The organism is Saccharophagus sp. K07, from assembly GCF_014336955.1.
Lineage (GTDB): Bacteria > Pseudomonadota > Gammaproteobacteria > Pseudomonadales > Cellvibrionaceae > UBA5868.
Genome location: NZ_QRAI01000007.1, coordinates 59,796 through 84,854 on the forward strand (window position 1 = coordinate 59,796; position 25,059 = coordinate 84,854).

At 51.7% G+C, this 25,059-nt stretch carries 23 protein-coding genes and 1 tRNA gene; 13 read left to right on the plus strand and 11 right to left on the minus strand.

What is annotated here, in order from left to right; genetic code table 11:
* Window positions 1–185: 185 nt before the first annotated feature.
* Entirely contained in the window at window positions 186–929 is a 744-nt protein-coding gene (locus tag DWB84_RS17255) for a response regulator (protein WP_187411061.1), read from the plus strand.
* A gap of 6 nt (window positions 930–935) precedes the next feature.
* On the opposite strand, the gene DWB84_RS17260 is transcribed toward DWB84_RS17255, so the two are convergent.
* Entirely contained in the window at window positions 936–2,927 is a 1,992-nt protein-coding gene (locus DWB84_RS17260; protein ID WP_187411062.1) for a sensor histidine kinase, read from the minus strand.
* Entirely contained in the window at window positions 2,866–3,594 is a 729-nt protein-coding gene (locus tag DWB84_RS17265) for a GNAT family N-acetyltransferase (protein ID WP_187411063.1), read from the minus strand. Before DWB84_RS17265 ends, DWB84_RS17260 begins: the two co-directional genes overlap by 62 nt.
* A gap of 788 nt (window positions 3,595–4,382) precedes the next feature.
* Between DWB84_RS17265 and DWB84_RS17270 the strand changes: the two genes are divergently transcribed.
* The 4 genes from DWB84_RS17270 to DWB84_RS17285 all read left to right on the plus strand — a co-directional run bounded on the left by DWB84_RS17270 (window position 4,383) and on the right by DWB84_RS17285 (window position 8,332).
* A complete protein-coding gene (locus tag DWB84_RS17270; protein WP_187411064.1) occupies window positions 4,383–4,871 on the plus strand; it encodes a TIGR03546 family protein in 489 nt (162 codons plus the stop codon).
* 10 nt (window positions 4,872–4,881) lie between these two features.
* Window positions 4,882–6,627, plus strand: coding sequence for a TIGR03545 family protein (locus DWB84_RS17275; protein ID WP_187411065.1), 1,746 nt, complete (start codon window positions 4,882–4,884; stop codon window positions 6,625–6,627).
* Between the two features lie 112 nt (window positions 6,628–6,739).
* Complete coding sequence (locus DWB84_RS17280) at window positions 6,740–7,252, plus strand: DUF1993 family protein (protein WP_187411066.1); 513 nt, start codon at window positions 6,740–6,742, stop codon at window positions 7,250–7,252.
* A gap of 12 nt (window positions 7,253–7,264) precedes the next feature.
* On the plus strand, window positions 7,265–8,332 hold the full coding sequence (locus DWB84_RS17285) for a glycosyltransferase 61 family protein (protein WP_187411067.1): 1,068 nt from the start codon (window positions 7,265–7,267) through the stop codon (window positions 8,330–8,332).
* Here DWB84_RS17285 and DWB84_RS17290 read toward each other — a convergent pair.
* A complete protein-coding gene (locus tag DWB84_RS17290; protein ID WP_187411068.1) occupies window positions 8,325–9,500 on the minus strand; it encodes an MFS transporter in 1,176 nt (391 codons plus the stop codon). The genes DWB84_RS17285 and DWB84_RS17290 overlap by 8 nt on opposite strands.
* A gap of 133 nt (window positions 9,501–9,633) precedes the next feature.
* Between DWB84_RS17290 and DWB84_RS17295 the strand changes: the two genes are divergently transcribed.
* Entirely contained in the window at window positions 9,634–10,968 is a 1,335-nt protein-coding gene (locus tag DWB84_RS17295; protein WP_187411069.1) for an oligosaccharide flippase family protein, read from the plus strand.
* 52 nt (window positions 10,969–11,020) lie between these two features.
* On the opposite strand, the gene ychF is transcribed toward DWB84_RS17295, so the two are convergent.
* The 8 genes from ychF to DWB84_RS17335 all read right to left on the minus strand — a co-directional run bounded on the left by ychF (window position 11,021) and on the right by DWB84_RS17335 (window position 17,783).
* Entirely contained in the window at window positions 11,021–12,112 is a 1,092-nt protein-coding gene (ychF, locus tag DWB84_RS17300; RefSeq protein WP_187411070.1) for a redox-regulated ATPase YchF, read from the minus strand.
* A gap of 21 nt (window positions 12,113–12,133) precedes the next feature.
* On the minus strand, window positions 12,134–12,718 hold the full coding sequence (gene pth / locus DWB84_RS17305) for an aminoacyl-tRNA hydrolase (RefSeq protein WP_187411071.1): 585 nt from the start codon (window positions 12,716–12,718) through the stop codon (window positions 12,134–12,136).
* 27 nt (window positions 12,719–12,745) lie between these two features.
* Window positions 12,746–13,357 (minus strand): 50S ribosomal protein L25/general stress protein Ctc, encoded by a 612-nt coding sequence (locus DWB84_RS17310; RefSeq protein ID WP_187411072.1) that lies wholly within the window; start codon window positions 13,355–13,357, stop codon window positions 12,746–12,748.
* Between the two features lie 107 nt (window positions 13,358–13,464).
* Complete coding sequence (locus tag DWB84_RS17315) at window positions 13,465–14,397, minus strand: ribose-phosphate pyrophosphokinase (protein WP_222868262.1); 933 nt, start codon at window positions 14,395–14,397, stop codon at window positions 13,465–13,467.
* Between the two features lie 89 nt (window positions 14,398–14,486).
* Window positions 14,487–14,561: transfer RNA gene (locus DWB84_RS17320), tRNA-Gln, on the minus strand.
* 9 nt (window positions 14,562–14,570) lie between these two features.
* Complete coding sequence (gene ispE / locus DWB84_RS17325; RefSeq protein WP_187411074.1) at window positions 14,571–15,407, minus strand: 4-(cytidine 5'-diphospho)-2-C-methyl-D-erythritol kinase; 837 nt, start codon at window positions 15,405–15,407, stop codon at window positions 14,571–14,573.
* A 16-nt stretch (window positions 15,408–15,423) separates the two neighbouring features.
* Entirely contained in the window at window positions 15,424–16,038 is a 615-nt protein-coding gene (lolB, locus tag DWB84_RS17330; protein ID WP_187411075.1) for a lipoprotein insertase outer membrane protein LolB, read from the minus strand.
* Window positions 16,039–16,067: 29 nt separating this feature from the next.
* Window positions 16,068–17,783 carry a tetratricopeptide repeat protein gene (locus DWB84_RS17335; RefSeq protein WP_187411076.1) on the minus strand — a complete coding sequence of 572 codons (1,716 nt, stop codon included), beginning with the start codon at window positions 17,781–17,783 and terminating at the stop codon, window positions 16,068–16,070.
* A 333-nt stretch (window positions 17,784–18,116) separates the two neighbouring features.
* Here DWB84_RS17335 and hemA point away from each other — a divergent pair, with 333 nt between their 5' ends.
* The 7 genes from hemA (at window position 18,117) to DWB84_RS17360 (ending at window position 25,057) form a co-directional block, all read left to right on the plus strand.
* Window positions 18,117–19,421 (plus strand): glutamyl-tRNA reductase, encoded by a 1,305-nt coding sequence (gene hemA, locus DWB84_RS17340; RefSeq protein ID WP_187411077.1) that lies wholly within the window; start codon window positions 18,117–18,119, stop codon window positions 19,419–19,421.
* Complete coding sequence (prfA, locus tag DWB84_RS17345) at window positions 19,418–20,500, plus strand: peptide chain release factor 1 (RefSeq protein WP_187411078.1); 1,083 nt, start codon at window positions 19,418–19,420, stop codon at window positions 20,498–20,500. Before hemA ends, prfA begins: the two co-directional genes overlap by 4 nt.
* Window positions 20,497–21,330 carry a peptide chain release factor N(5)-glutamine methyltransferase gene (gene prmC / locus DWB84_RS17350; RefSeq protein ID WP_370589743.1) on the plus strand — a complete coding sequence of 278 codons (834 nt, stop codon included), beginning with the start codon at window positions 20,497–20,499 and terminating at the stop codon, window positions 21,328–21,330. The genes prfA and prmC overlap by 4 nt, the downstream gene beginning before the upstream one ends.
* Window positions 21,327–22,088: a molybdopterin-synthase adenylyltransferase MoeB gene (gene moeB / locus DWB84_RS17355; protein WP_187411079.1), complete on the plus strand. Its 762-nt coding sequence runs from the start codon at window positions 21,327–21,329 to the stop codon at window positions 22,086–22,088. The genes prmC and moeB overlap by 4 nt, the downstream gene beginning before the upstream one ends.
* 91 nt (window positions 22,089–22,179) lie before the next feature.
* Complete coding sequence (locus DWB84_RS18915; protein WP_222868252.1) at window positions 22,180–22,560, plus strand: hypothetical protein; 381 nt, start codon at window positions 22,180–22,182, stop codon at window positions 22,558–22,560.
* Window positions 22,557–23,219 (plus strand): DEAD/DEAH box helicase, encoded by a 663-nt coding sequence (locus DWB84_RS18920; RefSeq protein ID WP_222868253.1) that lies wholly within the window; start codon window positions 22,557–22,559, stop codon window positions 23,217–23,219. Before DWB84_RS18915 ends, DWB84_RS18920 begins: the two co-directional genes overlap by 4 nt.
* Window positions 23,123–25,057: a helicase-related protein gene (locus tag DWB84_RS17360; protein ID WP_222868254.1), complete on the plus strand. Its 1,935-nt coding sequence runs from the start codon at window positions 23,123–23,125 to the stop codon at window positions 25,055–25,057. The genes DWB84_RS18920 and DWB84_RS17360 overlap by 97 nt, the downstream gene beginning before the upstream one ends.
* Window positions 25,058–25,059: the final 2 nt, after the last annotated feature.

Consider the following 25,059-nt stretch of genomic DNA (forward strand, 5'->3'; position numbering starts at 1 on the left):
TGAATGCTGGCAATTGTCGCTGTTGAAAAGCGTGACCTCTTTAAAAGAACGCCAATGGTCTTAGCATCAGAAAAAGGCTGAGTGGCATTCGACATACTTTTCTGGCGGAGCTCTTGCGCTATACACTCGCGCCTCTGTTAACCATTCAGCAGTACGCGTTGGTTGAGAGCGTGCGGGAGACCCTTATGTCCGATGATCAAGCTGCAACGAGTGTCGACTCTGGTTCAGCGCAAAGCCCGGGTTCGGTGCAAGATTCTGATTCAACACAAAGCCTCGACTCAGCCGGTCGTGCGCTTGTACACGACATAGCGACGCCCTTGGCTACCTTGCAACTCAATCTGCAGGTTTTGTCCACTTATCTGCCCGCGGTTCTGTCCTATTGTGAAAACCAGGCAAAATTACCTAGTGTCGATAAGCTGCAAGTGCTGGCCGGTTTGCCAGCGGCGCTTGACGCCGACATTCACAAAATACGCCAAGCGATCCAAGGCTTTTCGTCGATCCTGGTGCGGCAAGCGCAGAGCGTGCCGCGAGCCAATCCAGAACAAAAGCTGGCCGCAGGTCGGGTGCGAAAAATTCTCTTGGTGGAGGACGAGCTGATCCATCAGGAAATTGCGCGGAAACAATTGGGGAATGACTACGAACTCAGCATTGCGAGTAGTTTGACTGAAGCGCTGGAACTGTATTCGGCCCAGTCTTTTGATTTGATTCTTTTGGATTTGGTGGTGCCTGGAATGGATGCAAAAAGTTTTGCCCGGTCGCTGCGCGCTGGATCCCGTCGTATACCCGTTATCCTGGTTTCCAATATGCCACTCGCGCCCGATGAGCTGGAGGAGTTGGGCGTGGATGGCGCGCTGGACAAACCCTTTTCCAAGGCAAAGCTCGTAGAGTTGTTGGAGCAATTGGCGCCGGCGAGTTATTCAGAAGCGTAAATGGCGTTAACGCTGCAAAGGGAAGCGGAAGGTGAAGGTTGTGCCCTGATCTGGAGCGCTCTTCACCTGAATTGAGGCGCCATGCTCGTCAGCAATCCGTTTGATCGTCTGCAGTCCTATGCCATTGCCGCCTTTTTTAGTGCTCTCCAAACCTTCCCAAAGGTGCCCCAGCTGCGTATCTGACATGCCGACACCATTGTCCGTGATGGAAACATAGGCGTAGTCTGCATCAGCCCAGGTATTCACCTCTATATCCAGCTCAGAACCTGGCCGGCAGGCTTCGTAAGCATTTTTCAACACGTTGATAAACAGGATCTTGAGATCTTCCGGGTCGCCTTTGATATCCGGAACGCCTCCAAAATTGCGGCGCAGATTGGGAATGGTGCGACCAAAAACCAAGGCGCAGTCGTTGAGCACCTGCTCCAGCGATAAGCTCTCGACTTTAATTTTCCGACCGCCTTTGAGCAGTTGCGCCATAGTTGTTATGAGGTGCGAACCCCAGGCGACCTGTTCGAGAATAACCTGTCGCCGCTTTTCTTCGTCGTACAGATCGTTGGACACCACACCATCAATAATAGAGAGAGGGGCTTTGATGTCGTGATGATAGATATTCATGACATTCAGCAGCGACAACTTTTTCTTCGCATCGGCCATTTCCTGATGCAGTTTTTCCAGCATGGCTATGCGGTGCAGGGTTTGCGCGAGTTCGGTCACCATCCACTCCATCAGACGGATGTCGTCGTAGCGGAAAAAGGAAGATGAGATGGGGCGGCCAATCAGAACGATCGCCAATAATTTGCCTTCCCAAAATACCGGAAAAAAACAAGCGGCAGAGAGCGCGGCCAATTTTTCCCGAATGTCGGCCTGGGTCTCATCCACCATAATCACGGGAGAGCGCTGTCCGCTATGGGCTAATAATTCTTTGCCGAGCTGGATGGATTTTTGGTTGTGCGAAATGGAGATGGCGCTGTGCATTGATCCGTCCTGGTCGTCCATGCGGCACAGATGGTATTCCTTGACGCGCAACACGTTGTAAAACACGTAGTTCAGAAGTTGGGATAGCTGGGTCAGATCATTACAACTGCGCAGATTATCGCGAATTTCGTCTACTACCTTCTGATAATCGTAGGTCTGGGAGGCCAGCAGGCGGCGGGCATTCGGCTCGAGCCATTTGAGAGTTCGCGGATAAAGTTCCAGTGTGATCATGAACAGCGCGAACAGCAGAACAAATTTACTGGACTCGCCAGAAATATTGATGATTGTCGGAACTGTGGCGAAATAAAGGCAGGCGAGGAAGACAACCAGCAGCATGCGTGACACAGCCAAGCTCACGGCCAGTTTGAAATCCATCAAATGGTGGGCGACGGTCGAATAGAAGAGCAACAACATAAAGATGATGTTGGTCGAGGCGCCGATGAATTTTGATAAATAGAAGTCGTATGCCACCAGCATCAGACTGAGAAGACCGCACACAAAGCTGATGCTGAGGGTGATCAGCAGCCATTGAATTCGTTGTTTGTCACGGGTTGCTGCAGAGCGGAAAATTTTCGCTGTAAATACTATTGAACCGATCAAGCACAGCAGGAAGCAGGAAATAAATCCGTAATAGACAGTATCCACTTCTGGCAAATAGCCGGTTGTTGTCTCCTTGAGCGTGGACGGCATCACGGAATTATTTAAAACAAATAAAATTCCCGCCAATATGAAGCCAGGGATGACAACTGTGGATTTGAAATATTGCGATCGTGAGGCCACTAATTGCCAAACTAATAAAGCAAGCGACGGCGGGATTAAAAACACGCCAAGACGAGTGAGATGAAACCACGGATTGAGGACGTCCCTGTCCTCAATATAAGTCAATAAAAATAGTTCTACTGACCAAAGGCAGGCGCCGAAGGAAACCAGCGCCAGGGCAATGACACCTTTTTGGGCCTTCCTAGATAGCGCCAATAGCCCGATCAGAAAGTCGACCGCGGCGATTATGAGGTAAAGAGTCATGCTTCGCCTGTGCTCTATTATCGGTTTGGTTTAAGACAAATTCTCGGCTTTGATCAAGATCGAAGCAAGCCATGAGTATAGTCTTAAACTTTAACCCACGGTAAGCCTTCAGTTCGGAAATTGGCGCAAAGTTCACCATTCGGTAAAACCTGACATGTTCTTCGCGAACCGCGGCCAAAACGCAATCCGCATTGACTCTGTCGGCTTCGGTAATGATGTTCTTATAAATACTGAAGCGTGCTTGTATGCCGCCTTTGCGTTGGAAGTCTGGGTGAACGACAAAGCGGTTTGCTTCTATAAAGGTTTTATCCATTCCGACCTCTGCGGCAATTTCCTTTTCATATATTTTCATCACGGGAATATTCCATTCTTCTCCAGGGCGATAAGCGCATAACCTGATGGAGCCAATTATTTTATTTCCGTAATAGGTCAAATAAGAGGTGCAATTTGGTTGCGAATCATATTCATCCATAAATCGTTTTGATTCATTTTCTTCAATGTATTTTTCGGCACTATAACTTTGATATCTGAGTGCATATACAGAATCTAAAAGTGGGCCATATGCTCGAATGCTGTGATATTGAGGTCTTTCCTCCTGGTTTGGAAAAATATCCTTGTTAGACGCAAGATCAATGGAAGAGCTAGTGGTCGGTGCGGTTGACAACATTTTAGATACCTCTGTTTGGTTGGGGTGTGATGGAAGGAAAAGTATGACGACAAGTTGCTAAGTTTCACACGTCGTTTTATCGGAAAAACTTGCTGCCATGCAAAAAGTTTTAATCGGAAAAAATAGGATTTACGCGACAGTCAGAAATAAATAGAAATAAAAAACATGTTTTATATCCATATAATTTGGTTTTTTAGAAACAAAAAATATAAGTCGGCGAAATGTGTTGAAAATTGCGCCGTAAAAAACAGGCATTAAAGATGTTGATTGAGGTTCAAATAGGATGGGTTTAATTGGCCAAAGCCATACAAAATAAATGGTTTTGATTTAATTTTTGAACGAGATAGGGTGAGATTGAAGTGGTGGTCCATCAAATGATTCATTTCTGTGCCTCCATGCATTTAATTGCACTTTAATAGTTCGCGAATAAGCTAAACAATTTTATTTTGTTTTGTGCACTTTCTTCACGACGTTTAGGGCGTTGCGTATCTGCAACACCTACTCTGCGGAATTCTCAATTCTCATAAAACTTCACATGGGCTGTATAGCTTTTCTCGTTATCACCTATCGGTTTTGTGACGACTATCCGTTGTCGGTACCTCGGGGCGATTTAAGTAATGACATGGTTGTGCCGGGATGGGCAACTCGACATGGGGCTGGCTAGTGAGCAATGCGAAAGGGGGAGGGGGGTATGGCGTTGACCAAATGGGATTACTTGAGGTATCAAGCCTGCTGCGTTTAATGGTGGTCATATGTGCCACTCAACTTGTGATCAACAAGGATTCTCTATGCTGACCATACTTGCGAAGATTCTCAAAGTTCTGAATTCCGAGGACTCACCATGGCAAATCGGCTGGGCTGTCGGTCTTGGACTGCTCGCCGGGTTGCTGCCGTTTGGACTTCTCACTGTTCTCATTCTGCTGGTGGTATGTCTATTTACGGTCAATCTGTCGACATTTTTGCTGGTTTGGGGGGTGTCCGGTGGCTTGATGTTGATCTTTGGCGACGCTCTTGAGGCATTTACTTGGCAGCAAGCCCAGGATCCCGCATTGCTGCAATTGCTGGCGGCGGAACCACTTCAGTTATTACATTTGCACCACACCCTGGTATTGGGGGCATTTGTAGTGGGAATGATTTTATTGATTCCGGTGGCTTGGTTGACCACTGTATTGGTAAAGCAATACCGCGGAACGGTGATGGAGAAGATCAAGAAATGGAAAGTGGTGCAAGCATTGAAGGCCAGCAAGCTGGTCCAGATCTACGAAAAATTGAACTGAGGTTAGACGCATGATCCGTAAATCTGGTTTGCTCGTTTTTATCGCTCTGCTCGCAACCGTCTTTGTCTTGGTCTACGTATTTTTGGGTTTTGCGATTCGTCTCAGCATGGTTTACACCCTCGAAAAAGCCGTTGGCGCCGAGGTGAATATCAAAGGCGTCTCCGTAAGTTTGGCGCCCCTTGCTGTTCGAATCGATGATCTGCAGATCACCGACAAACATCAGCCGACTCACAATAGTGTGAGTTTTACCAAAGCCAACGCAGAGCTAGAGTTGTGGCCAGCGCTTTTGGGCTATTACGTGGTAAAGGATTTATCGCTTGATGGCCTCGCTTTTGGTTCCGCAAGAAAACGTCCTGGAAAGGTGTATCGCAGTGAAAGCACTGATACGGCAGAGCCGATTGATCTTGAGAGTGTGCTCAAGTTGGATTTGCCGGATGCAAACGAGTTGATGGCGCGGGTGAATCTGCAAAGCACTCAATTAGGCAAAGAATTGCAGGACAAAATTGCCGCGCAGAGACAGGCAGTGGAAAACCTGAAAGCGCGTTTGCCGAAAAAGGAAACGCTTGAGGATATTCAACGGCAAATTAAAGAACTGACTGAAAGCAAAGTTGAAGATGCTGCCGATTTGGCGAGAAAAACCCAGCAGCTCAAAGAATTGCAGGACAGGCTGAAACAGGAGCGCGATAACGTCGGTCAGGTGCAACAAGAATTGGCGCAAATGCGCGAAGATCTCCGATTGTCAGTTGGCAGGCTGCGTGCGGCAAGTGCGGACGATTGGCAGCGGATCCAGCAATTGGCCAATCTGAGTGAAGGGGGATTGGCGCCCTTGAGCCAGATTTTGTTGGGAGATTTTTGGGGTAGCAAAATTGCCCAGCTGGAGAGCTTGTATCGTTTAGTCAAACCCTATATCCCGGAGCAAATCGGTTCGGGTACTGAGACGGTTGAAGAGCCGGAGCCCACTTTGCCAAATCGCATATTGCCGTTGCCCAATCAGCCCTATCCGGATTTTTGGATCAAAAATGCGCGTGTGCATTGGTTGATCGGCGGCGGTGATGCGGTGGTTCAATTCCAAAATATTACAACCCAGCATTCCATTATTAATACGGAAACCCGCTTTCATTTGAGTGTGGCGGAGCTTCCACGTCTGGTTGCGCTGGAAGTGAATGGGGATTTCGCCATCTTGGAAGAGATGGTGACTAATTTGAGTTGGCGTCTGGATGGTCTCGCGCTGGAGCCGGTTGCCCTTGGCAGCGGTGACACAGCCTTGAGTCTCACTCAAGGGATGTTGATGTCAGCGGGGGAGCTCAATCTGCATAACAATCAGCTCACACAGCAAGCGCAAGTGTTATTGCGGCAACCGAAGTTTGCGCCCTCCAATAATCGATATATGCAACAGCTGGTTGAGGTTTTGGATCGCCAAGACCAGATTCCGCTGCAAATTGCCGCCCATGGTTTGCTCAGCAAGCCAGATATTAGCGTGCGCTCGTCGCTCGATCGGGTAATCGGTGAGGCTATTCTCGGCGAAGCCAGAACCAAAATTGCCGATTTGGAAAAACAGTTGCGCGGACAATTGGATAATAAATTGAGCGAACAACTGGGTGCCCATCCCGAGTGGCTCACGGCATTAACGCAACAGGAGTCTGAACTGGAAGGTGTTCAGCAGAACATCCAGGAAATGCTGAGCGCAAAACTGTCCGACGCTACATCCAGCGCTAAGGATCGCTTAAAAGATTCGTTACTCAAGCGCGCTCAGTGATATGAATAATGTCGGGGGTGTACTGTTCATTTCTGTGCATACATCACTATGTTTCCTTGCATAAGAATGTCATAGTGCAGCCCCTGTTTTTCTGTGCAACTTAGGAGTACCTATGCTCTACGATTTAACCGTTGTGCAATTCAGCAAAATGTTGGGCAACCTGAGTGCCATCCTGCAGAAGGGGGCCGCATTTGCCGATGCAAAAAAAATTGATGTGACAGTGCTGTTAAATTCCCGCTTGGCTCCGGATCAATTTCATTTGATTCGCCAAGTGCAAATCGCTTGTGACACGGCAAAGTTGGGTGTCGCACGCCTGACAGGAAAAGTGGAAAGTGCGCCTGTTCACCCCGATACCGAAACGACCCTGGATGAGCTGTTGAAGCGCATCGAGTCTGTTCGTGAATATTTGGCTGGATTTTCTCCCGAGGATTTTCAGGGAGCGGAGGAGCGAACTATTTCCCAACCTCGTTGGGAAGGAAAATATCTGACTGGTCTTGAATTCGCCATTCAGCACGCCATTCCTAATATTTATTTTCATGTCACAACGGCCTATTCCATTCTGCGGCATAACGGCGTCGATCTGGGCAAAAAAGATTATTTGGGGCCAATGCCTTACAAGATGTAACCAGGTGTGGTGATGCTCGATCCCCGTTGGCAGTGTGTATTGGGGCGTCTGTTACAACGAGACGTCGCTTTGCGTTTGAATGTGCAAGCCGTCCACTCTCAGATTCTGACTCCTGAAAGGACTGGCGTCAGACCTGCGGGGATCATGCTTCCCGGACAGATCGACCGTGCGCGTGCCACTATGCCCACCTCAACCATGGACTATCAGAAGGGTATAGCCCTGGGCGGGCCCATAGTTCATTTGGCTACAACCCTATATGTATTGGCGAACGCGCGAATAGAGCAAGCTACGATTTATGGTGGCGGAAAACGGGAGTCCCTGCTGGGGGTAGGCATTGCGGAGGAATTCAAGCGTTCTCTTGGAAAGTCACTCACCCGCGTACGTCGCGGAATGCTGACATCGACTCGTCAGGGGCTGCTGTATTTTGGCGACTGGCTGTTTGAAAACACTTCTCGAGTATTGTTGGCAGAAGAGCTGGGTGAGCAACCCTTCTCCATGGTGAGAACACCCGCTTACGGGCACGCGGCTCGCTACATCGAATTATTTCAGCTGCAATATCAGGAAGTCGTACGGGCGTCCTTTGATGAATTGGTTGTGATCGATGACTGGGGGCATTCGCCGGAAAAAGCCGCGCGCTATCGAAAACTGCGCGATCGAGTCCGAGCTTCGCGAGGACGTAAAAGTGGGCACGATGTATTTGTGGTTCGTGGCCGCTCCGGGCAGGCGCGGGTTCTGGCCAACGAGCAGGCCTGCATCGAATGGGCGCAGCAACGCGGATTTAGCATCGTTGATCCGAGCAAAATGAGCGTTGACGAGTTGGTCTATGAATTAAAGGACGCCCGCTGTGTTGCGGGGGTGGAAGGCAGCGGATTGCTGCACGGCTTGGCGGCAATGGCATCTGATGGATTTCTGCTTGCAATCGTTGCGGCGGATCGATTTGTCGTAGGGGCAAAAGAGTACGCCGATCCGCTGAATATTCCATTCGCCATGGTGGTGGCAGATAAGGGCGATCTCAACGGCTTTGAAGTGGATATTCAAGAGCTGGATGCTACTTACGAGCTCGCGCGCTCTTCTACTTGATTGAGCTGAGCTTATTGGTTCGGCTGCTGTACCACACCAATAACATGGTCAAGGCAATCGCCGGTATCATGCCCAAGTTGAGCGTTTGCCACCCCAAATGGGTATGCATCTGCCCCGCCAACAAACTTCCCGCAGCGGAAAAGCCAAACACTAAAAAGTCGTTCATTCCTTGCACCTTCGCTTTTTCCGCTGGTTGGTAGGTGGCGGTGAGCAGAGAGGTTGCGCCGATAAAAGTGAAGTTCCAACCTATCCCCAGTGCAACCAGCGCGCACCAAAACTCCCAGTAACCAGGGCCGATTTGTGCAATCAATGCGCTAATTGCCAGCAAGGTGGCGCCGCACTGGATAATCGCAATTTCTCCCCAGCGGCTGATAAGGCGGCCGGTAATAAATGAAGGCAGAAACATCCCGAGCACGTGCCACTGGATGACTCTGGCGGTAGCGGAAAAGTCGTGATGATGTTCGTGCATCGCCAGCGGCGTTGCTGTCATCACCAAAATCATGACGCCATAGCCAATGGCGCCAGCCGCCACCGCGGTGATCAATTTTGGGGTGCGCAGCAACTGCTTGTAGGGCCGCGTGGAGCCGGAGCGTTCTTCGGTGTTGGGAGGGGGCAGCGGTAGGACTGCGATTAGAAGCAGATTTATCCCATAGAGAATGACGAGAACAATAAATGCTCCCAAAAATGGTGGAGTAGGCCAAAAGTGATTGGACCAGATAGCGAGATTGGGTCCTAGAATGGCGGCGACGACTCCTCCTGCCATAACCAAACTGATTGCGCGCGGACGATCTGGTGGTAAACATGCTTCTGATGCAGCGAAACGGTATTGCTGGCCTACACCTATGGCAACACCCAGCAGCAGATTTCCCATGCAAAAGAGGGTGAAACTTTCCTGATTAATTGCCACGCATGCCAATATCCCGCCGCCTATGCCTACGCTATTGCCGAGGCTGAAGCCAATCTTGCGGCCAAAAATCCGCATCAGCTGTGCGGCAGGTAAAGTGGCTGCCATAAGTCCGATAAATTGTATGGCGACAGGTAGTGTCGCCAGGCTGGAATCGGATGCAAGCTGGTGACCAATAAGTGCGACGACTGAAATCAACAAAATGCTGCCAGTCACCAATAATGCCTGTCCGAATGCAAGTCCCCAAACAGCGAGCGGAAGCATAAGATTAATTCCAAAAAATTGGAGCGCGACTATAGCATCTTGATTCAGTTGATAACGCATTACTCATCTTCATGTTTGATGAGCGCGTGCATCTGCTATGATGCGGCTCCACCATGTGTTGGTTTTTACTTCTATGATTTCCAAGCTGCGAGAACGATTCCATTCATTGAAGAATAAGAAATCCGTTTCGGGAAGCTTCTGGGTAATTTTTGGTTTTGGAGTACAAAAAAGTTTTCAGCTGCTGAGCAATTTGGTGCTCACTCGAATTCTCTATCCTGAAGCCTTTGGCTTGATGGCAATTGTCTATGCTTTTATGGCTGGCGTACAAATGTTCAGTGATATTGGTATCAGGCCTAGTGTTATCCAATCACAAGATACGGACGACCCGCGCTTTCTTAATACTGCCTGGACCTTACAGATTATTCGCGGCTTCTGTGTCGCTGCTGTTGTTTGTCTTATCGCTTATCCCGCGTCAGTATTTTATAAAGAGCCGCTTTTATTGGGCCTTTTATGTGCCGTCGCTTCTACCGCCATTATCATGGGATTTCAATCCATCAATATCATCCTGGCCGAACGTGATATCAACTATAAAAAGTTGATGATCATGCGAACATTTGGGCAGCTAACATCGCTCATAGTCACCGCAGTGCTCGCTTATTTTTATCAATCCGTATGGGCGCTGGCGATCGGTGCTGTGTTTGGCTGCGTCCTTGATGTGGTGATGGGGCATAAAGTATTTCGCGGTCACAAGCATAGTTTCTTGCTGGACTCAAAATATGTCCGGAAATTATTTCGCTTTGGTCAGTGGATTTTTTGGAGTACGGTATTTACTTATTTTACCGGGCAGGGCATGCGCGCTATTGAGGGTGCCATGGTTTCCACTGAATCACTTGCCATGATTGCCATCTCCGGAACATTGGCGTGGATTGCAGGGGAGTTGGTGGTGCGTTATTTAGGCGCCGTAGTATTTCCAACGCTTTCTCGCGTGCATCGCGATCAACCTGACCAATTTCCCGCAATGCTGTCGCGCATTCGATCTGTCGCTATTCTCACCACGGTGCCTTTATTTGGTTTTTTGTCGGTGTTGGCCAATGTCGTTGTTGCCATTCTGTATGACGACCGTTATGCCATGGCAGGTCCTATACTGGCTGTTATGGCGCTTGTCGGTGCAATGCGAACCCTGCCGATGTTTTATCAAAATGCATTGCTGTCGATAGGGCAGAGTAAAGAAAATTTTTTCAGCACCGGGGTGATTGCGGTTGCGAATGTGATTTTATTGGTCGCCGGATTTAAATTGGCAGGATTGTACGGTTTGTTGATCGCACCAGGGCTTGCATATCTGGTTGGTCACGTGGTGACATCGATCATCGTTAAAAAGTATGGATGGGTTTCTATAAAAGCGGATTTATTATTTTTTCTATTAATGGCAGGTTTCGTCGCTGCCACTTATTTCGTGAATTTCAGATGACGTAGTTTCGTCAGCATCCGATTTAAAGCCGGATGCTGACACGGAGATTTCATCAGACGTTAAAGCGGAAGTGCATTACATCGCCATCCTGCACAATGTAGTCTTTTCCTTCCAAGCGCCATTTGCCCGCGTCTTTGGCACCAGCTTCGCCTTTGTATTTCACAAAGTCTTCATAGGCGATCACTTCGGCGCGGATAAATCCTTTTTCAAAATCCGTGTGAATCACGGATGCGGCTTTGGGGGCGGTTGCGCCCACAGGAATGGTCCAGGCGCGGACTTCTTTTACGCCTGCGGTGAAATAGGTTTGTAAACCCAAGAGTCCGTAACCCGCACGAATCACGCGGTTCAGCCCTGGCTCGTCCATACCCATTTCCGCGAGAAAATCGGCTTTTTCGCTGTCGTCCAGCTCGGCGATTTCACTTTCCAATTTATTGCAGATAGGAACTACCACGGCTTTTTCTTCGGCAGCAATTTTTTCCACTGCCGCCAGAAGCGGATTATTGGTGAAGCCGTCTTCCGCCACATTCGCGATATACATGGTCGGTTTGACGGTGAGCAGATTCAGCTCGCGCAGCAGGAGCAATTCTTCGCTGTTCAAGCCGAATGAACGCAGTGGTTTGGCTTCGTTCAAGTGCGGCTGGATTTTTTCCAGCAGGCTTTTCATTGCCAGCGCGTGTTTGTCCTGACCTTTTGCTGCTTTGCTGTAACGCAGGAGCGCTTTGTCGACCGTTTCCAGATCCGCGAGCGCAAGTTCAGTGTTGATGATTTCAATATCCGCTGCGGGATCGACCTTATTGGCTACGTGAATCACGTTGTCGTCCTGGAAGCAGCGCACCACGTGGGCGATAGCTTCAGTTTCGCGAATATTGGCGAGGAATTTATTGCCCAGTCCTTCACCTTTGGAGGCGCCAGCCACCAGACCCGCGATATCGACAAACTCCATGGTGGTCGGCACTACGCGTTCTGGTTTGACGATTTCCGCCAGCGCGTCCAGGCGTGGGTCGGGCATCGGGACCACACCGGCATTGGGTTCGATAGTGCAGAACGGGAAATTTTCCGCCGCTATTCCGGATTGGGTAAGCGCGTTGAAAAGAGTGGATTTGCCGACGTTCGGCAGGCCCACTATGCCGCATTTGAAACCCATAGTAGAAGTCTCGTATCAGATTTATTGAGTGTGTAAGGTGCGCATTGCTCGCTCCCAGTCGCCGGTGACGATATCACGCATGACGGAGAGGCTGCGCTCAATACCTTGTTGAATTTGATCATGCTCGGCAGCGGGGGCTTTTTTCAATACGTAATCCGCCACCATCTTGGCGTTACCTGGATGGCCGATGCCGATGCGTATACGGGCAAAATCCTTGTTGTTGCCCAGGGCGCTGATGATATCGCGCAAGCCGTTGTGACCGCCGTGGCCACCGCTGAATTTGAAGCGGGCTACGCCGGGCGGCAAATCGAGTTCGTCGTGGGCGACCAGAATCGCTTCCGGCGGAATGCGATAAAACTGCGCAAGTGCTCCCACCGCTTGGCCGCTGCGATTCATATAGGTTGTCGGGATCAAAAGGCGTACATCCTGTCCGGCAATGGAACCGCGTCCGCTATAACCAAAAAATTTGGGCGTGGGAGTCAGAGAAATATTGTGCTGGCGAGCTAGGTGTTCGACCAGATCCTGGCCGGCATTATGGCGTGTTTGGGAGTATTCGGGGCCTGGATTGCCCAGGCCCACGATCAGTTGTACTGGCGTTGATTTCATGCTGCGTCAGTAACAACCGGGGAAGAATTAAGCACTGGGTGCTTCTTCTTCGCCGCCTTTGGCTTTGTTGACGCTGACCACAGGCAGGTCGTGGTCGGCACCGTGGCTCAGGGCCACAGACTCAACGCCTTTGGGCAGTTTCAGGTCAGAGATGTGCAGGATCTGGCCAACATCAACATCTGCCAGGTCAACTTCGATGTACTCAGGCAGATCTGAAGCCAAGCAGGAAATTTCCAGCTGAGTCAGGTTGTGAGCGATGCTGCCGCCGCCGAGTTTGACACCCTTACAAGTGTCTTCATTGATGAAGTGCAGAGGTACGCTGACAACGATTTTCTTGGTTTTGGAAACGCGCAAGAAATCTGCGTGCAGGAGTTGCGCTTTGGATGGGTGGCGTTGCAGATCTTTCAGAATGACGCTTTCAGTTTTGCCGTCGACATTCAGAGAGATCACGTGTGAATAGAACGCTTCGTTTTCCAAGTTGCGGAGCAACTCGTGTTGATTGATGCTGATGTTGAGTGGGGCTTTGCCGTCACCGTAGACGATGCCGGGTACTTCGTTAGCGAGACGGCGCAGGCGGCGGCTCGCACCTTTCCCTGCAACATCTCGCACTTTGGCGTTCAATTGAAAGTCGGTAGACATGGATATGTCCTCTTTTAATCCCGCAGTCTCCGCGACCAGAAGATCAGCGGGGTTGATAAAAGCCGGTGAACCGGCGGTTTAAATGGAGTGCCGAAGCACTCCGGTCATCATGAGCGAAACATTGCGCTCAAGGATTCTTCATTGCTGATGCGGCGCATAGCCTCGGCCAGCATTGGCGCCAAGGTCAAACGGCGGATGCGGTTGCAGGCGCTCGCTTCAGGGCTTAACGGGATGGAATCGGTCACCACCAATTCATCCAGATGAGAATTTTGCAGTCGATCAAGAGCTGGGCCGGAGAGAATGGGGTGCGTACAGTAGGCCACAACTTTTTTGGCGCCGTGCGCTTTCAACGCGTTGGCGGCGTTACACAGAGTGCCAGCCGTATCCACCATGTCGTCCACCAGCAAGCAGGTGCGGTTTTCCACTTCACCGATCAAGTTCATCACTTCGGCGACGTTCTTCGCCGGACGGCGTTTGTCGATGATCGCCAAGTCTATATCCAGCTGTTTGGCAACCGCGCGTGCACGTACCACGCCGCCTATGTCAGGAGATACTACGATCAGGTCTTCAAAATGGCGCTGTTCTATATCCGCCAGAAGCACCGGTGAACCATAGACGTTATCCACGGGAATGTCGAAAAAGCCCTGGATCTGTTCGGAGTGCAGGTCGACGGTCAGCATACGGTCGACGCCGACTGAAGCCATCATGTCCGCAACGATTTTGGCGCTGATGGGAACGCGCGCCGAACGCACGCGGCGGTCCTGGCGGGCGTAACCGAAATAGGGGACAACAGCGGTGATGCGACCGGCGGATGCACGGCGCAGTGCATCGACCATCAGGAGCAATTCCATGATGTGGTCGTTGGTGGGATTGCAGGTGGACTGAATCACGAAGACGTCGCGACCGCGCACGTTCTCGTTGATTTCGACATTGATTTCGCCGTCGGAGAAGCGCTCCACAGAGGCATCACCCAGGGGAATATTGAGTCTATCGACGACTTTTTCTGCGAGTTCCGGGTTGGAGTTACCGGAGAAGACCATTAAGTCCGCCACGAGACACCTCTAATCGAATCACTTTCATAAATGAGCGAGGAGAGAGTCAGTGAAGGGTGTGGCGAATCTTAACGAGATGGCTGGGGTGGAAGGATTCGAACCTCCGAATGGCGGGATCAAAACCCGCTGCCTTACCGCTTGGCGACACCCCAGGGACAACGCTATTTTAGGAGGCGTTGATGCAGTGGCGATTCGTTAACACCTTTGGCAACAAAGCCGTTCAACTGTGTCGGTCGTTTGGCGAAAACATCCCGCGCTTCTTCTTCAGTCTCAAAGGGTGCAAATACGCAAGCCCCTGTTCCCGTCATTTGCGCAGGTCCAAAACGACCTAGCCAATCAACCGCATCCTTAACTTGCGGGAAGAGTTCTTCGACTACCTTCTGGCAGTCATTTTTCCCGCCCTCCTCAAGGAAGGCGCGTACTGTAATGCCCTTTGAATTCCTTGTCAAACCCTCGTTGGAAAAAATTTCACGAGTGGAAACAGAGCAGTTAGGCGCGAGCACGACATACCACTTAACCGGCAGCTCCAGTGGTTGCAACTGCTCACCAACTCCTTCCGCCCAGGCGCTTTTACCGCGCACGAATACCGGAATGTCGGCGCCCAGCTGACGTCCCAGTTCCGCCAGTTGATCTTCATTCAGTCCTGTTTGCCATAAATGGTTAAGGCCAACGAGTGCGGTGGCGGCGTCGCTGCTGCCGCCGCCGATACCTCCGCCCATGGGCAGGCGTTTGACAAGGTGCATGCGCGCGCCGAGTCGGCAGTCAGTGGTTTGTTGCAATAACTTGGCTGCACGGACAACCAGATTTTGGTCTGCGGGGATATCGGCAAAGTCCGGCGTCAGGGTAATGGCGCCCGAGGGGTCTATGTCGAGCTGCAGGTCATCACCGTAGTCGAGCAGTTGAAATAGAGTCTGGAGATTGTGGTAGCCGTCCGGCCTGCGACCGGTAATCAGCAAAAACAAATTGAGCTTGGCAGGGCAAGGCAATACCAGCGTCATAGAGGTCTCTATCCAATCAGGGAGCTTGAATCGGTGAAGGTGGTAGGCGCCAGTTTTTAAGGGCGATGGTCAAACGCAACTCGCCGTGTTGCGCCACGATTTTGCCCGGCAGCCACCAACCATCGAAAAATTGGTGTTTGCTGTAAGCCACTTCCCATCCTTCCTGGCGGAGTTCGGTGATAAGTCCTGCTTCATCCCTCTGCAGGTAGGAGGGTTTCGGGCGCTTGGCGGGCAGGCCGCGCAACCAGAATTGCAGGTTGGAAACTGGCACTTGCCAGCCCAGTACCTCTTTCATCAGGGCTTCGGCGGTTTTGGCGCGATGCACGCCCGTCTTGGCGTTTTCCAGTGTGACTCCGCTCGGCGTTTTGCGCAGCCAGGTTGCGCCTTGGCCGAAGGGGCCGAAGAGGTGGACGGAATAGTTGTCGTGCTCTTGCGACCAGTTAAAGGAAGCTGTCTCGCGCTCATTGCCCATCTGCAGGGAAATTTTGCCTTCCGCTGACCATGTGTCGATCGTGTAGAGATGGCTCTCTTGCAAGGCGCCGCCGGTTGCCTTGCGCGGAGTGGTTTCGCAAGCCGTCAGCAGGAACAGAGCGAGAACAGGCGCCCATAGGCGCAGCAGGGGATTGGTCATTCAAGGGGATCCGCAGCGGCGCCTGCGTCTCACTGGCGAGCTTGCAGGCGTTTAATGGTGTTGAGAATGATCGGGCTGTCCGGTTGCAGATGCAAGCCGCGTTGCCACACTTGTTGCGCTTCTTTTTTGTTGCCCACCACCCACAGAACTTCTCCCAGGTGTGCAGCTATCTCGGGATCGGGCATCAATTCCATGGCGTTGCGCAAATTCTTGATGGCGGCTTCGTGGTTGCCGCGCCGGTATTCGATCCAGCCGAGGCTGTCGATGACCGCTGGATCGTCCGGTGCCAAGCGATAGGCTTCGCGGATGTATTTGTAAGCTTCCTCTAGTCGGTCAGTGCGGTCCGCCAAGGTATAGCCGAAGGCGTTGAGGGCGGCGGCATGATCTGGTGCGAGCTCAAATATCTTTTTGAAGTCCGCTTCTGCCCTGGGCAAGTCATCCAATTGAGTAAACAACATGGCCCGGGCGTAGAGAAGTTTGGTGGATTCAGGATGTTGTGCCAAACCTTGATGCAATGGCGTCAGGGCTTCCGCCAGCAGGTTTTGCCGGGATAGTACCTGGGCTTCGAGCAAATAAAGGCCTTCTTTTTGGTCTGCCTTGTTGGCCGGCGTCTGTTCACGTTTTTGCCGCACCAGTTCAATGGCTTGTTGTTGCGCGCCGGTTTCGATCATCAGGTCGGCGAGTTGCGCCAGCGCGGGCAGGTAATCGCTGCCGGGCTCAACTTGGCGGAAATGATCCATGGCGGAGACCTTGTCGTCCTCCGCCGCTGATATGCGCCCCAGGTAATAGTGGGCCGTTGAGCGGTGGCGGGAGCCGAGCAGGGCTTGCAGGCGTTGTTTGGCGGGTTCGAGCTGGTCTCTTTCCAACTCAATCAGCGCGATGGTCAGCGTCAGGTCTTCATCGCCGGGCGCTAGTTCTAAAAGCTGTTCGAACTGTTTCTGCGCCGCTGGAAGATCGGTCTTCAATAATGTGCGGGCATATTGCAGCCGCAGATGAGCGTTGTCGGGGTTGCGATCGACCAGTTCACTGAGTTTTAGGCGCGCTTGTTCATGGCGTCCCATTTGTTGCAGAACGCGGGTTTCCTGAGCTGCAGCTTGAAAATCCTCTGGCAGAAGTTTACTCGCCGCCTGGGCGTAGCTCAGGGCTGGTTCCAGTTGATCCAGGCTTTGGTACAGCAGGCTTGCGCCGATCATCAAGGCCGGTTGGCCGGGGTTTTCCTTCAGCAGGCGCTCGTATTCGGTGAGCAGTTTGGCTGATAGGGCGGGGTCGTTGATTTGCTGCGCCTGGGCGGCTATGGCATCGAGACCGGATACTTCATTGTGTTGCAGGAGAAATTCCGCATGTGGAACCGCTTCCATTAGGCCGCCGTTTTGCACCAGCTCTGCGGCGGCAATGAAGTGGGCCTCCAGGCTGTCCGGTTCCAGGCTCAGCCAATGGCGCGCCATGGCAAGGGCTGCGTCGTGAGCATTCAAATAACGGGCTAAGCGTGCTGCGCGCGAAGTCACCCCCGGATCGTTGGTGGCTTCTGCCTGTTGCACATAATTGGCCAGCATCACATCGAAACGCTGGCGTTCTCCGGCAATTTCGGCCACCAATAGAGCGTAGAGCGAATCACTGCTGAAGGGGCGGTCTTCAACATAGGCGGGAGCGGCTGGCTCGGCAGGCGCTAATGGTTCTTCGGCCTTTTTCGCAGGGTTGCTGGCGCACCCGGCAATAAGCGCCAGACCAGCTAGGGCAAGTCTCAAGCGCAACCGTCTGCCCAAAAGAGCAGCGTGTAAGGACGGACTTGCAGAACAATGTTGGCGAGGCATGGGCATCTTGCGGGTTCACTAGGTGGACGAATTGGCGCCAATCAGGCGGCCTCCCAAGAAAAACTATAATCCAATTGCCCCGAGCAGGGCGTTGAATTTCGTAAACCGGAGGGTGACGAAAGCCAAACTCGGGGGCTGCAATGTGGAGTGCGATGCGGACTAAGACTCGAGACCTGTCTTCAGGTTCATCACAACCCTACTTGCCAGTGGTATACGTAAACAAGACAATGCACGGTTTAGTCGCACGCAGGCAGTAAATTACCCGGTATGACCCTGATCGCCTTTGGTATCAATCACAATACGGCACCGGTGGAGGTGCGCGAAGCCGTCGCTTTTGCGCCGGAGCAGATGCAGCAGGCATTGGAAAGCGTGCGACAAAATGCCAAGGTGCGCGAGGCGGCGATTCTATCCACCTGTAACCGCACGGAAATCTATGCCGAGTTGGACGGCACAGATTGTGTGGCGCTGTTGGAATGGCTGGCACAGTTCCACCAAACCGATGCGGCGCGCTTGACCTCCTGCCATTACAGCTACGTAGGGCTTGAAGCAGCCCGCCATATGATGAAAGTGGCGAGCGGTCTCGATTCATTGGTGCTGGGCGAGCCGCAGATTCTCGGCCAGATGAAGTCGGCTTATGCGGTCGCCAATGACGCTGGCAGTTTGGGATCGCAGTTGCACGCGACCTTTCACAAAGTCTTCTCCATCGCCAAGCGCGTGCGCTCTGAAACGGCGATCGGGGAAAATCCGGTTTCGGTGGCCTACGCTGCGGTTTCCTTGGCGCAGCAGATCTTTTCGGATCTGAAAAAAGACACGGCAATGTTGATCGGCGCGGGGGAAACCATCGAGCTCGTCGCTCGTCATCTCAGCCAGCAGGGATTAAAAAAGATCATAGTGGCCAACCGCACTTTGGTAAACGCGGTTGAGCTGGCCAAACAATTTGATGGCGAAGCCATTTTGCTGGCGGATATTCCAGAACATTTGCACCGGGCGGATATCGTCATTTCCTCCACCGCCAGCCAATTGCCAATTCTCGGTAAAGGCGCGGTTGAAGCTGCTCTGAAAAAACGCCGCCATAAACCCATGTTTATGGTGGATATTGCGGTGCCGCGGGATATAGAAGCGCAGGTGGCGGAACTAAGCGACGTTTACCTGTACACCGTGGATGATCTGCGCGACGTGATCGACGAAAATATGCGGTCGCGCGAGCAGGCGGCAAAAATCGCCGAAGAAATCATCGAAGAAGGCGTTAACAGTTTCGCGGAAGATTTGCGTGCGCAGGATGCTGTAGCCACGGTAAAAGTATTTCGTCAGAGCATGGAAGAATTGCGTGATGTGGAATTGGCCAAAGCGCAGCGCTTGTTGCAAAGCGGCGCCGATCCGCAAGAAGTACTGCAACAATTCGCTCGCAATCTCACCAACAAAATTATGCACAAACCAACTCAGCAACTTAAAAAAGCGAGTATTGCGGGAGATTACGATTTAATTGCCAGCATGCACCGTTTGTTTGAGTTGGATATAGCCGGCGGCGAAAATTCTGCGCCCCGAGACATCGATAAAAGCGAGAATTCATGAAGTCGTCCATTTTAGAAAAGCTGGAGTCCCTGCAAGAGCGATATGTCGAAGTGGGGGCTTTGCTAAGTGATGCAGAGACCATTGCCAATCAGAATCGGTTTCGCGAGCTCTCGAAAGAATATGCCGAGCTCGAACCGGTGGTGAATTGTTTCAAAGACTACCGCCGCATCAAAAGTCATCTGGAAGAAGCTCGTCAATTATTACGAGAAGGCGATGCGGAATTGCGCGAAATGGCGCGGGAAGAAATCGAAACCAACGAAGGCCGTTTCGCCGAACTCGAATTGGAATTGCAAAAATTATTGTTGCCCAAAGATCCGCGCGATAACAAAAACGTTTACTTGGAAATTCGTGCGGGCACAGGTGGAGATGAAGCGGCGATTTTCGCCGGCGATTTATTTCGCATGTATTCGCGCTATGCGGAATCACAGCGCTGGCGGGTGGAAATTATTTCTGAAAGTCCCGGCGAACACGGCGGCTATAAAGAAATTATCAGCCGCGTTGTCGGCGACGGAGTATATGCACGTTTGAAGTTCGAATCCGGTGCGCACCGCGTGCAGCGTGTACCGGAAACCGAATCCCAGGGTCGTATTCACACATCTGCATGTACAGTGGCGGTGATGGCAGAAGCGGATGAGAGCGAAGAAATCGCTATCAATAAAGCGGATTTGCGCATCGACACCTATAGAGCGAGCGGTGCCGGTGGTCAGCACGTCAACAAAACCGACTCCGCGATTCGTATTACCCACATCCCCACGGGTATTGTGGTGGAATGTCAGGAGGAGCGTTCGCAACATAAAAACCGCTCCAAAGCCATGGCCTTGTTGGCAACCAAACTTAATAACATGGCAGAAGAAAAAGCGGCACAGGAACAGGCCAGCGAGCGTAAAAGTTTGGTGGGCAGTGGCGACCGCTCGGAGCGTATTCGCACCTACAACTATCCGCAGGGTCGCGTAACCGATCACCGTATCAACCTGACTTTGTACAAGCTGGAAGAAGTCATGGAAGGCGATTTGGACGATGTGATCCAACCCTTAATCAACGAATATCAGACAGACCAACTGGCGGCGCTTTCTGAGTGATGACAATTGCCGAGGCATTACTTCAAGCACATCAATTAATCCATAGCGAAACCCCCAAGCTCGATGTGGAATTGCTGTTAGCAGAAATCCTCGGGCGCGACCGCACTTATCTCTACACTTGGTCCGAGCGTCCCCTGACGGACGAGCAGGCCGAGCTGTTCAACAACTGGTTCAACCGCCGCCTGGCGGGCGAACCGGTCGCCCATATTCTTCAGCATCGCGGTTTTTGGACCTTCGAATTGGAAGTCACACCGGATACGCTAATTCCCCGACCAGACACAGAATTGCTGGTAGAAATCGGCTTGGAATTATTAAGCGGAATTGAAGAAGCGCCGCGCATTTTGGATTTAGGCACAGGTACTGGCGCAATTGCCTTGGCGCTCGCTTCCGAACTGTCGCGCGCGCAAGTGCTGGCGACTGATGTAATGCCGGGAGCAGTCGCGCTCGCGGAACGCAATCGCCAGAAATTGGGCTGTGACAATGTGGAAATTCGTCGCAGTGATTGGTGGTCGGAAGTCGATGGGAATTTCCATTTAATCGTCAGCAATCCACCCTATATTGCTCAGGACGATCCGCATCTGGTGCAGGGCGATTTACGTTTTGAACCGCGTTCAGCGTTGGTTGCACAGGAAGACGGACTTGCGGATATTCGTCAGATAATAACTGGCGCGCCCACTTATTTAGTGCAAGGTGGTTGGTTGTTGTTGGAACACGGCTGGCAGCAGGCTGAAGCGGTCAGAGAATTATTGCGCGAGCGCGGGTTTTCCGCCATTTTCAGCCGCAAAGATTGCGGCGGTAATGAACGCGTTAGCGGAGGTCGATGGCTATGAGCAAAACAGCTTTTAATGACGACGAACTTCTCCGCTACAGCCGCCATATTTTGCTACCGCAAATTGATGTGGACGGCCAATTGGCGCTGGCCAATGCGAGCGTTTTAATTGTCGGCCTCGGCGGTCTCGGCGCTCCTGCTGCGCAATATCTTGCTGCTGCGGGTGTCGGAAAATTAGTGCTCGCCGATCACGACCATGTGGAATTATCCAATCTGCAGCGTCAGGTTATTCACCATCAACAAACCATCGGACTTCTCAAAGTCGAATCCGCCGCACGCGCCATACAATTGTTAAATTCGCATGTTGAAGTGCAGCAAATTCCACACGTATTAGAAGAGCCTGAATTAAGCGAACTGGTCGCATCCGTTGATGTGGTGCTCGACTGCACCGACAATTTCCTCACCCGCAAAGCCATCAACCAAGCCTGCGTCCAACACAAGAAACCCCTGGTCTCCGGCGCCGCCATCCGCCTGGAAGGCCAAATCACCACCTTCGACTTCCGCAATCCCGAAAGCCCCTGTTACGCCTGCCTGTACGACGTCACCGGTGGCGAAGGCGAAACCTGCGCCCAAAGCGGCGTGCTCTCACCCTTGGTCGGCGTAATCGGCGCAATTCAGGCGGTGGAAGCCATTAAATTAATTGCCGGATTTGGCGAGCCGCTCACGGGGAGAATTCAGCTCTATGATGCTTTTCAGGGGAAATGGCGGGAGTTGAAGTTGAAGAGGGATAGTCATTGTGCGGTGTGTGCAAGCCGTTAGTGCACTGCTATAACGAAATTTCGAGAATACGTCTGGATTTCGCCCTAAATTTTCTGAAATTTATTTCAAAATAAAATTCAACGGAATAAAAATGCAACCACATTACGCACCGGGAGCACGCCTGGAAATTCGTGACGCGGAATGGCGCCTTAAGCGTGTTGATTATAGCTCAGATGGTGGATATCTATTAACTTGTGAGGGTTTGTCTGAGTTGGTTCAGGGAAAAGAGGCGCTTTTCCTTAGCAAGCTTGAAGAATCCATCCGTGTGCTCGACCCCAAAGACACGGAGCTGGTGGAAGATTCCTCCAGTAACTACGGTGCGAGTTTGCTCTATATCGAATCTGTTTTGCGCAAAACGGCGCCGTCGGACGAGCGAATCCACGTGGGACAACGTGCCGCCATTGACCAACTGCCTTACCAGTTGGATCCAACGCTGCAAGCGCTAAGGCAAAACCCCGGCAAAGAATTTTGATTGCGGATGCGGTCGGTCTCGGTAAAACACTCGAAGCAGGGATACTGGTTAGCGAATTAATTGCCCGCGGCCGCGGCAAGCGGATTTTGGTGCTGGCGGTGAAATCCATGCTCACCCAATTTCAGCAGGAATTTTGGAATCGCTTTACGATTCCTCTGGTGCGTTTGGGTTCCGTTGGTCTTCAACGTGTGCGCAATCGCATTCCGGCCAATCACAATCCGTTTCTCTATTTTGATCGCTCGATTATTTCCATCGATACCCTCAAACAGGATATTGAGTACCGTCATCATCTTGAGCGTGCCTATTGGGACATCATCATTATCGACGAAGCCCACAATGTGGCTGAGCGGGGCACCCATTCCCAGCGTTCTCGTTTGGCGAAGTTATTGGCTACACGGTCGGATACTTTGATCATGTTATCCGCCACACCGCACGATGGTCGGGCAGAAAGCTTTGCGAGTCTGGTCAATATGCTGGACCCAACTGCCATCGCCAGTCCTAAAGACTATGCACAGCAGGATTATCGAGATAAAGGCCTGGTGATCCGGCGCTTTAAAAAGATGTGCGCGACCAATTGCAGGGCAGTTTTCCAGAGCGGCAAATCCAAGTCGTTAAAACGCCTGCCACGTCGGTGGAAGAAGCTGCTTATCAACGGCTGATGGAAGTTTCCTTCCACAATCTCGATGGTCGAGGGCAGGGCGCCGGCCAGTTATTCCGCACCACCTTGGAAAAAGCCTTATTTTCCAGTCCCGCTGCTTGCTTATCGACGGTGGAGAACCGTATCGAGCGTTTGCAGAAGCGCTTGCAAAAAACTCGCGACGAAGAGCTACGCACCACACTGTTGGAAGATATAGATACGCTGGAAGATCTGCGTTTATCACTGCGCGCCATCACGCCTGAATATTTCAGCAAATATCAATTGCTGAAAACGCAATTGACGCAAGATCTGCAATGGACCCCAAAAGATCCAGAAGATCGCCTGGTTATTTTTACCGAGAGCCTAAAAACGCTGCAATTTCTAGCAGCCAATTTACCAGCAGACCTGCAATTAAAGGAAAACCAATACGCAGTAATGCGCGGCGATATGCGGGACAAGGAATTAATGGATGTAGTGGAGCAGTTCAATCGCCGCGAAAGTCCATTGCGTTTGCTGATTTGTTCCGATGTGGCGTCCGAAGGGATTAATCTTCATCACCTCAGCCATCGCATGGTGCATTTCGATATTCCCTGGTCATTAATGGTATTCCAGCAGCGCAATGGTCGTATTGATCGCTATGGTCAAACCCGGCAGCCACAAATTCGCTATTTGCTGACCGAAAGTTCCCATCCTAAAGTGCGCGGCGATATGCGCATTCTCGAAGTGCTGATTGAAAAGGATGAACAAGCGGGCAAAAACATCGGCGATCCCTCGGAATTTCTCGGTGTATTTGATCAGGCCGCCGAAGAGGAAAAAGTCGCGGAAGCCATTGAACAGAACACAGGCTTCGACTTCGCTGCAGAATTTGCTGCCCTATTAAACCAACAAGCGACGCAAAGTGAAAATCCGCTGGATAAATTTATCCCCGTGCCTCCGGTGAATAACCCAGCGAAAGCTGTACAGGAGTTGCCCCGTGTATTTGCCAATGGTTTGGAATACGCGCGCGCGGCGCTGCAGTGGTTTGCTGAGCGAAGGGAAAAATTGGATGCCTCCATTGAAGGCGATATCTTTGCCATTACCGCGCCGCCCAGCCTGAAACAACGGCTTAATTTTTTGCCGCGCGAAGTCCGCCCTGAACACGACCGTTTTCTGCTGACGCCCGATAAAAAACGCATTGATGAAGAGATCCGCCGCACCCGTCAGGAAGAAGATGCTGCATGGCCTAATGTGCATTTTCTCTGGGCGCTGCATCCGGTGATGGAATGGCTGGCAGATCGGGCGCTCAATGCGTTTGGCCGTCACGCCGCACCCGTGGTGCGGGTGCAGAATTTATTGGCCGCAGATGAACACATCGTCTTGGTTCATGGCGGTTTCCCCAGCCGGCGCGGTCATGTCTTGGTGCAGGATTGTTTTGGTATACGCATTCGCGCCGGCAATATCATCGCCCGCCTGAGCTGGCAGGAATTGCAGAACGAGCTGCAATTGCGCCCTGGGCAATTGCGCAATCGCGGAGTGCCGGGTGACAAACAATCTTTGAAGGCGCTGCTGCCTCAGGCGGTGGACGATGCCTATCGACATTTGCGCGCCCTGAAAGCGGCATTCGAAGCCGAACGCAAATCCACGCTGGAAGGCCAGCGGCAGCGTTTGGCTGAATTAAAAAAACAGCACCAGAGCCAATTGGATTTGGAATTCGCTCGTTCGGATCAACCCGACGCAATTAAAACCCGCCGCCGCGACGAGCGCCAACAACACATCGATCGCATATTTAACGACTACCAAAACTGGCTGGATAACACCCAGGCGATGGAAGACGACCCATACTTGCAAATTTTGGCGATATTCACCGGACAGGAAGCGTAATC